The sequence below is a fragment of the Falsiroseomonas oryziterrae genome (assembly GCF_021864505.1).
Classification (GTDB): domain Bacteria; phylum Pseudomonadota; class Alphaproteobacteria; order Acetobacterales; family Acetobacteraceae; genus Falsiroseomonas; species Falsiroseomonas oryziterrae.
Genome location: NZ_JAKJIB010000183.1, coordinates 1 through 7,801 on the forward strand (window position 1 = coordinate 1; position 7,801 = coordinate 7,801).

At 72.8% G+C, this 7,801-nt stretch carries 8 protein-coding genes and 1 pseudogene; 8 read left to right on the forward strand and 1 reads right to left on the reverse strand.

Annotation, left to right across the window (positions count from 1 at the left end; translation table 11 throughout):
- On the reverse strand, positions 1-798 hold a 798-nt coding region (gene cobA, locus L2I40_RS14560; protein ID WP_237215812.1), incomplete at its 3' end, for a uroporphyrinogen-III C-methyltransferase.
- 209 nt (positions 799-1,007) lie between these two features.
- Between cobA and L2I40_RS14565 the strand changes: the two genes are divergently transcribed.
- The 8 genes and pseudogenes from L2I40_RS14565 to L2I40_RS14600 form a co-directional block, all read left to right on the forward strand.
- Positions 1,008-1,337: a DUF2849 domain-containing protein gene (locus L2I40_RS14565; protein WP_237215814.1), complete on the forward strand. Its 330-nt coding sequence runs from the start codon at positions 1,008-1,010 to the stop codon at positions 1,335-1,337.
- Between the two features lie 11 nt (positions 1,338-1,348).
- Positions 1,349-3,037, forward strand: coding sequence for a nitrite/sulfite reductase (locus L2I40_RS14570; protein WP_237215816.1), 1,689 nt, complete (start codon positions 1,349-1,351; stop codon positions 3,035-3,037).
- Positions 3,024-3,527 carry a DUF934 domain-containing protein gene (locus tag L2I40_RS14575; protein WP_237215818.1) on the forward strand — a complete coding sequence of 168 codons (504 nt, stop codon included), beginning with the start codon at positions 3,024-3,026 and terminating at the stop codon, positions 3,525-3,527. The genes L2I40_RS14570 and L2I40_RS14575 overlap by 14 nt, the downstream gene beginning before the upstream one ends.
- Entirely contained in the window at positions 3,527-4,120 is a 594-nt protein-coding gene (locus tag L2I40_RS14580; RefSeq protein WP_237215820.1) for a precorrin-2 dehydrogenase/sirohydrochlorin ferrochelatase family protein, read from the forward strand. Before L2I40_RS14575 ends, L2I40_RS14580 begins: the two co-directional genes overlap by 1 nt.
- A 63-nt stretch (positions 4,121-4,183) precedes the next feature.
- Positions 4,184-5,194 carry a sulfate ABC transporter substrate-binding protein gene (locus L2I40_RS14585; RefSeq protein ID WP_237215822.1) on the forward strand — a complete coding sequence of 337 codons (1,011 nt, stop codon included), beginning with the start codon at positions 4,184-4,186 and terminating at the stop codon, positions 5,192-5,194.
- Positions 5,191-6,054, forward strand: a pseudogene (cysT, locus tag L2I40_RS14590) (sulfate ABC transporter permease subunit CysT). Before L2I40_RS14585 ends, cysT begins: the two are co-directional and overlap by 4 nt.
- On the forward strand, positions 6,051-6,905 hold the full coding sequence (gene cysW / locus L2I40_RS14595; protein ID WP_237215824.1) for a sulfate ABC transporter permease subunit CysW: 855 nt from the start codon (positions 6,051-6,053) through the stop codon (positions 6,903-6,905). The pseudogene cysT and the gene cysW overlap by 4 nt, the downstream one beginning before the upstream one ends.
- Positions 6,902-7,801 (forward strand): sulfate/molybdate ABC transporter ATP-binding protein (locus tag L2I40_RS14600; protein WP_237215825.1); only part of this gene is annotated, 900 nt, incomplete at its 3' end. The genes cysW and L2I40_RS14600, both read left to right, overlap by 4 nt.

Here is a 7,801-nt window from a genome sequence, read left to right on the forward strand (position 1 = left end):
CGCCGCGACCTCCGGAAGCGCCTCGGCTGCAGCCGCGCCGAGCGCCGCGACCTCGCCGATCACCACGAGCGCCGGCGTGGGCAGCCCTGCGCGACGCACCGCGAGCGTGCAGGCGCCGAGCGTGGTGCGCAGCACCGTCTCGCCCTCCAGCGAGGCCTGCGCGATCACCGCCACCGGCGTCGCAGGCGCGCGCCCGCCGGCCAGCAGGCGCAGCGCGATCTCGTCGAGGCGCGAGAGCGCCATGAAGGCGGCAATGGTCCCGCCCGCCCGAGCCAGCGCCGCCCAATCCAGGTTGCCGGGCAGGCCGCCCGCCTCGTCATGGCCGGTGACGAAGGTCACCGCGCTGGCAAGCCCGCGCTGCGTCAGCGGGATGCCGGCAGCGGCCGGCGCGGCGGTGCCGGCGGTGACGCCGGGCACGACGCGCCAGGGGATGCCGGCGGCATCCAGCGCCGCCGTCTCCTCCCCGCCGCGGCCGAAGACGAAGGGATCGCCGCCCTTCAGCCGCACCACGCGCAGCCCGGCGAGCGCGCCGGCGACGAGCCGGGCATTGATGCGCGCCTGCGGCACCGGCGCCGCGCCCTTGCGCTTGCCGACATTCACCAGCTCCGCGCCCGGCCGGACTAGACGCAGCATGGCGCGGCCCGGCAGCGCGTCATGCAGCACGAGGTCGGCCGCGCGGAGCGCATCGGCGGCGCGCAGGGTCAGCAGGCCCGGATCGCCGGGGCCGGCGCCGACCAGCCACACCTCGCCGGGGCGGGGCCCGGCGCCGACGGCGAGGGCCGAGGCATATTTCACCATCACTGCACGTCTTTTCGATCTGGCTGCCGGAGAAAAACATATCTCCCACACCGCCGTAAAGCCGCGTCTCGGCGAAATATCTTCCATGCTCCTTGCCATCACGCCCGCCGATCGGCATAACCCCAGGCGCGACCCCATTTGGCCGCTTGTTCATCGTGCAATACGCGCCGCGGCTGCACCGGGCCGCGCGCCGATCGGGGACCAGAGCCATGTCGGGACCTGCCAAGGCCCGTCCCGCCACCCAGCCGGTGGCGATCACCGCCAACGATCTGGCCGATGGCCGCGTCGTGTGGCTCGCCGCCGATGGCGGCTGGACCCGCAACCTCGCCGCCGCCCGCATCTTCGCGCCGGAGGAGGCCGCGCATGCCCTCGCCCAGGGCCAGGCGGCGGAACGCGCGCGCCGCGTCGTCGGCGCCTATGCGGTGGAGGTCGAGCTTCTCGCCGGCGTGCCGCGTCCGCTGCGCTTCCGGGAACGGCTCCGTGCCACCGGCCCATCCGTGGACGCCATCCCGCGTCCCGCCCTGCCGATCGCCGTCTGAGGGCTTCGCCGATGGACCAGCACGCCGCCATCCCCCCGCATGCGCGCACCTACCGCTACGACGCGGTGGACCGCGACTTCCTCGCCGCGCGCATCGCGGAGTTCCGCGACCAGGTGCAGCGCCGCCTCGCCGGGGAGCTGACGGAGGACGAGTTCAAGCCGCTCAGGCTGATGAACGGCCTCTACCTGCAGCTGCACGCCTACATGCTGCGCGTCGCCATCCCCTATGGCGTGCTGGACAGCCGCCAGCTGCGGCAGCTCGCCTTCATCGCGCGCCGCTTCGACCGCGGCTTCGGCCACTTCACCACGCGCCAGAACATCCAGTTCAACTGGACGAAGCTGGAGGATGCGCCGGACATGCTCGCCGCGCTGGCCGAGGTGGACATGCATGCCATCCAGACCAGCGGCAACTGCATCCGCAACGTCACCACCGACGAATTCGCCGGCGCCGCCGCGGACGAGCTGGTGGATCCGCGCGTCTATGCCGAGATCCTGCGGCAATGGTCCACGCTGCACCCCGAATTCAGCTACCTGCCACGCAAGTTTAAGATCGCCATCACCGGCGCGCCGCATGACCGCGTGGCGGCGAAGGTCCACGACATCGGCGTCATCGCGAAGCGCAACGCCGAAGGCGCGATCGGCTTCGAGGTCTGGGTGGGCGGCGGTCTCGGCCGCACGCCGGTGGTCGGCACGCTGATCCACGACTTCGTGCCGGAGGCCGAGTTGCTGGCCTATCTGGAAGCCGTGCTGCGCGTCTACAACGTGCTCGGCCAGCGCGACAACATCTACAAGGCGCGCATCAAGATCCTGGTCCGCGATCTGGGCGACGAATTCCGCGACCTGGTGGAGGCCGAGTTCGCCGCCATGCCGCGCGGCCGCTACCGCCTCGACCCCGAGGTGGTGCAGGCGATCGCCGCGCATTTCGCACCGCCCGCCTTCGCGACGCTTGTCGACGACCCGCCCGCGCTGCGCCGCGCTCGCGCCGAGGACCGGCGCTTCGCGGCCTGGTGCGCCACCTCCACCCATCCGCACCGTACGCCTGGTTACGCCTCGGTCGTCATCTCGCTGAAGCCGATCGGCGGCATCCCCGGCGACGCCTCGGCCGAGCAGATGGAGGCCGTCGCCGACCTCGCCGACCGCTTCTCCTTCGGCGAGATCCGCGTCAGCCACGTGCAGAACCTGGTGCTGCCGCATGTGCGTCAGGAGGACCTGCCGGCACTGCACGCCGCGCTCGACGCTCATGGGCTCGCGACGCCGAATGTCGGGCTGGTCACCGACATCATCGCCTGCCCCGGCATGGATTACTGCGCGCTCGCCACCGCGCGCAGCATCCCCGTCGCGCAGCGCATCTCGGAGCGCTTCGCCGATCTCGACCGGCAGCTCGACATCGGCACGCTGCACGTCAACATCTCGGGCTGCATCAATGCCTGCGGCCACCATCACGTGGGCCATATCGGCCTGCTCGGCGTGGATAAGCGCGGCGAGGAGGTGTACCAGATCACGCTCGGCGGCAGCGCGACCAACGACGCCGCGATCGGCGAGCTGATCGGCCCCGCCTTTTCCTACGACGCCGTCGTGGACGCGGTGGAGACGCTGGTGCGCACCTATGTCGCGCACCGCACGCAAGGCGAGCTGTTCAAGGACACCTACCGCCGCATCGGCCCCGCCCCTTTCAAGGAGGCGCTCTATGCCCCTGCTTGAGCAAGGCCGGCTCGTCGCCGATGCCTTTGTCGCCATCGCGGACGACGCGCGGCTGCCGGACGGCGCGCCGGCGCTGGTGAGTCTCGCCCGGCTCCAGGCGGAAGCAACGGCGCTGCTCGCCCGCAACGCGCAGCTCGGCGTGCTGCTTCCGAACGACACGGATCCGTCGGCCCTGGCGCCCTTCCTGCACCGGCTCTCGCTGGTGGCGCTGCGGTTCCCGAAGCATCGCGACGGCCGCGCCTTCACCCAGGCGCGCGCACTCCGCGAGCATCACGGCTTCGCCGGCGAGATCCGCGCGACGGGCCATGTCCTGCCGGACCAGCACGCCTTCCTGCTGCGCTGCGGCTTCAGCACCGTCGAGGTTGCGGAGAGCGCCGACCTTGCGGCCTGGCAGCGCGGCCTTCACGCGATCCCGATCGCGTATCAGCCCGCCGTGGCAGGCGATGCGACGCCGCTCGGCCTGCTGCGTCGGCATGTGGCGGTCGGCTGATGCTGCCGCTCGTCTTCCTGCCCGGGACGCCGACGCTGCTGGCGGGCCGTGGCCCGGCCTTCGCGAAGCGCCGCGCGCTGCTGGAGGGTGCGGGGCTGACGCGGCTTTCCGTGCATGACGGGCTGCCGCCCGCGCTCGCCCTCGAAGGACGGCAGCTGATCTTCGGCGCGGGGCTCACCGACGCGGAATCGGAATGGCTCGCCACCGCCGCGCGGATGCGCGGCATCCCGGTCAACATCGAGGACGTGCCGCATCTCTGCGACGTGCATGTGCCCGCGCTGGTGCGGCGCGGCGAGCTACTGCTGACCGTCTCGACCGGCGGCGGCGCGCCCGCGCTCTCGGCCGCGCTGCGTGGCTGGCTGGAGGACGCCTTCGGCGAGGAATGGGCCGGGCGGCTGGAGGAGGTCGCGGCGCTGCGCGCCCGCCTGCGCGCCGAGGGCCATCCGCCGGTCGAGGTGATCCGCGCCGTGCGTGCGCATCTCGACGCCGCCGCCTGGCTCGCCTGCGGCCGGCCCGGCTGCCCGCAATCCGCGGCAACGACCGGGCCCGCCGCGCGATGTCTGACGGCGAGGGAGCCCGTGCCAGGCCTCTGACACCCCTGGGCACGAGCGCCCTCGCCCTCCGCCGTTCCACGCAACGCCTCGACGGAGAGACCCATGACGCTCACCCGACGCCGCCTGATCGCGGCCGCACCCTTGGCACTGGTCGCCACGCCCGCCGCCGCGCAACAGCCGCCGACGCTGCTCAACGTTTCCTACGACCCGACGCGCGAGCTCTACCGCGAGTACAACGCCTTCTTCGCCCGCGACTGGCAGGCCCGCACCGGGCAGGCGGTGCGCGTCAACACGTCGCATGGCGGGTCGGGGCGGCAAGCGCGCAGCGTGATCGACGGGCTGCAGGCCGACGTCGTGACGCTGGCGCTCGCCTACGACGTGGACGAGATCGCGGAGCGCGGCCTGATCGCGCGCGACTGGATCGGGAGGCTGCCGAACAACAGCGCGCCCTACACCAGCACCATCGTGTTCCTCGTCCGCCAGGGCAATCCGCGGAACGTGCGCGACTGGGGCGACCTCGGCCGCGCCGGCGTCTCCGTCATCACGCCGAACCCGAAGACCTCGGGCGGCGCGCGCTGGAACTACCTGGCCGCCTGGGCCTGGGCGCTGCGCCAGCCGGGCGGGTCGGAGCGCAGCGCGGAGGAGTTCATCACCCGGCTCTACCGCAACGTCCCCGTGCTCGACACCGGCGCGCGCGGGTCGCTAACCAACTTCGCGCAGCGCGCCCAGGGCGACGTCTTCATCTCCTGGGAGAACGAGGCGCATCTCGCCCTGCAGGAATTCCCGAACGCCCGCTTCGAGATCGTCCATCCCTCGCTGTCCATCCTGGCCGAGCCGTCGGTGGCGGTGGTGGACGCCAATGTGGACCGCCGCGGCACGCGCGCCATCGCGGAGGCCTATCTGCGCGGCCTCTACGCGCCGGAGGGCCAGGCGCTCGCGGCGAAGCACTTCTACCGGCCCCGCGACGCCGCGCTGCTCGCGGCCAATGCCCAGCGCTTTCCGCGGCTCGACCTGGTGACGGTGGACGACACCTTCGGCGGCTGGACGCGGGCGCAGCAGACCCACTTCAACGACGGCGGCGTCTTCGACCGCATCTACCGGCCCGGACGATGAGCGCTGCGCTCGGCCTCGCGCGGGCGGGGCCTGCCCGGCTCGCGCGGGTCCGGGCGATCCCCGGCTTCGGCCTCGCCTTCGGGATCACCGCGCTCTGGCTCTCCGCCATCGTGCTGATCCCGCTCGCGGCGCTTGCGATCCGGCCCTGGGAGCTCGGCCTAGCCGGCGTCGTGGCGGCGCTGGCGGAGCCGCGCGTCGCGGCGGCGCTCAGGCTCTCCTTCGGCGCGGCGCTGCTGGCCGCGGCCGTGACTGTGCCGGTCGGGCTGCTGCTGGCCTGGGCGATCGTGCGGCTCCGCTTCCCGGGCCGCGCGATCCTGGACGGCGCGGTGGACCTGCCCTTCGCGCTGCCGACCGCGGTGGCCGGCATCGCGCTGACCGCGCTCTTCGCCACCAATGGCTGGCTCGGCGCGCCGCTCGCGGCAGCCTTCGGCTGGTAGGTCGCCTTCACGCCGGCCGGGGTCGTGGTCGCGCTGATCTTCGTCGGCCTGCCCTTCGTCGTCCGTACGGTCGAGCCGGTGCTGCGCGACCTCGGCCGCGATGCCGAGGAAGCGGCGGCAACCCTCGGCGCGACGCGGCCGCAGACCCTGTTCCGCGTTGTGCTGCCCGCGCTCCTCCCCGCGCTGCTGACCGGCTTCGGACTCGCCTTCGCGCGCAGCGTCGGCGAGTACGGCAGCGTCATCTTCATCGCCGGCAACATGCCGATGGTCAGCGAGATCGCGCCGCTGCTGATCGTGATCCGGCTGGAACAGTTCGACTATGCCGGCGCCGCGGCGATCGGGCTGGCGATGCTGCTGCTGTCCTTCGTCATCCTGCTGGCGCTGAACCTCCTCCAGGTCGCGCTGCGGCGGGGGCGCCGATGAGCGGCACAGCTGCCTTCCGCCCGGCTTCGGAGGACCCGCCCTGGGCGCGATGGACGCTCGCCGGACTGGCGGTGGTGTCGGCCCTCCTGCTGCTCGGCCTCCCGCTCGCTGCCGTCTTCGTCGAGGCGCTCCGCCGCGGCCTGCCGGTGGCGCTGGAAGCGCTGGCGGACCCGGACACCCTGGCGGCGATCCAACTGACGCTGGTGGTCGCCGCGATCAGCGTGCCGGTGAACACGATCGGCGGCATCGCGGCTGCCTGGTGCGTGGCCAAGCACGACTTCTCCGGGAAGCGCGTTCTGGTCACGCTGATCGAGCTGCCCTTCTCCGTCTCCCCGGTCATCTCTGGGCTCGTCTTCGTGCTGATCTTCGGCCTGCAGGGTTGGCTCGGTGCCTGGCTGCAGGCGCGGGACATCCAGGTGATCTTCGCCCTGCCGGGGCTGTTGCTCGCCACCATCTTCGTCACCTTCCCCTTCGTCGCCCGCACGCTGATCCCGCTGATGCAGGAACAGGGCCGCGACGAGGAGGAAGCCGCCGCTACCCTCGGCGCGACGGGCTGGCAGACCTTCCGCCGCGTCACGCTACCCAACGTGAAGTGGGCGCTGCTCGCCGGCGTGCTGCTGTGCAATGCGCGCGCGATGGGCGAGTTCGGCGCGGTCTCCGTCGTCTCGGGTCACATCCGCGGAGAGACCAACACCATGCCGCTGCATGTCGAGATCCTCTACAACGAGTACCAGTTCGCGGGTGCGTTCGCCGTGGCCGCGCTGCTCGCGCTGCTCGGCCTCGTCACGCTCGCGGCCAAGGCGGTGCTGGAGCGGGCGAGCGGCCGGCGCCGGCAGGGGGCCGCGGCATGAGCGTCTCGGTCGCGGGCCTCGTCCGCCGGTTCGGGGCCGTCGCGGCGCTGGATGGCGTCTCACTCGACATCGCTGCGGGGGAGTTCGTGGCGCTGCTCGGCCCTTCTGGCTCCGGCAAGACCACGCTGCTGCGCATCCTCGCCGGGCTTGAGGGGCATGATTCCGGCACCGTGACGGTCGCCGGACGCGACATGACCGGCGTGCCGGCGCGGGAGCGCGGCGTCGGCGTGGTCTTCCAGCACTACGCCCTGTTCCGCCACATGACGGTCTTCGACAACGTCGCCTTCGGCCTCAGCGTGCGTCGGCGCGCCGAGCGGCCGACACAGGCGGAGACGGCGCGGCGCGTGCGCGAGCTGCTCGCCCTTGTGCAGATCCCTGAGCTGGAGCGCCGCTGGCCCGACCAGCTCTCGGGCGGCCAGCGCCAGCGCGTCGCACTCGCCCGCGCGCTCGCCATCGAGCCGCGTCTGCTGCTGCTCGACGAGCCCTTCGGCGCGCTGGATGCCCTGGTCCGCAAGGACGTGCGTCGTTGGGTGCGCGGACTGCACGACCGCCTTGGCATCACCACCATCCTCGTCACCCACGACCAGGAGGAAGCGATGGAGATGGCAGACCGCGTCGCCGTGATGGAGCGCGGCCGCGTCGCCCAGTTCGACACACCGACGGCGCTGCTGGAGGCGCCCGCCACGCCCTTCGTCGCGGGCTTCGTCGGCGAGGCCGCGCGGCTGCCCGGCAGCGTCCGGCACGGTGTCCTGCAGTTCGACCCGCTGCCCTTGCCGCCGCTCCGCGTCGCCCTGCCCGACGGGCCGGCCGAGGCCTTCATCCGCCCGCACGAACTGCTCGCCGGCCCCGGCGAGGGCGCCGCGCTGCGCTTGGTGCGCGCCGAGCCGGGTGCCGAG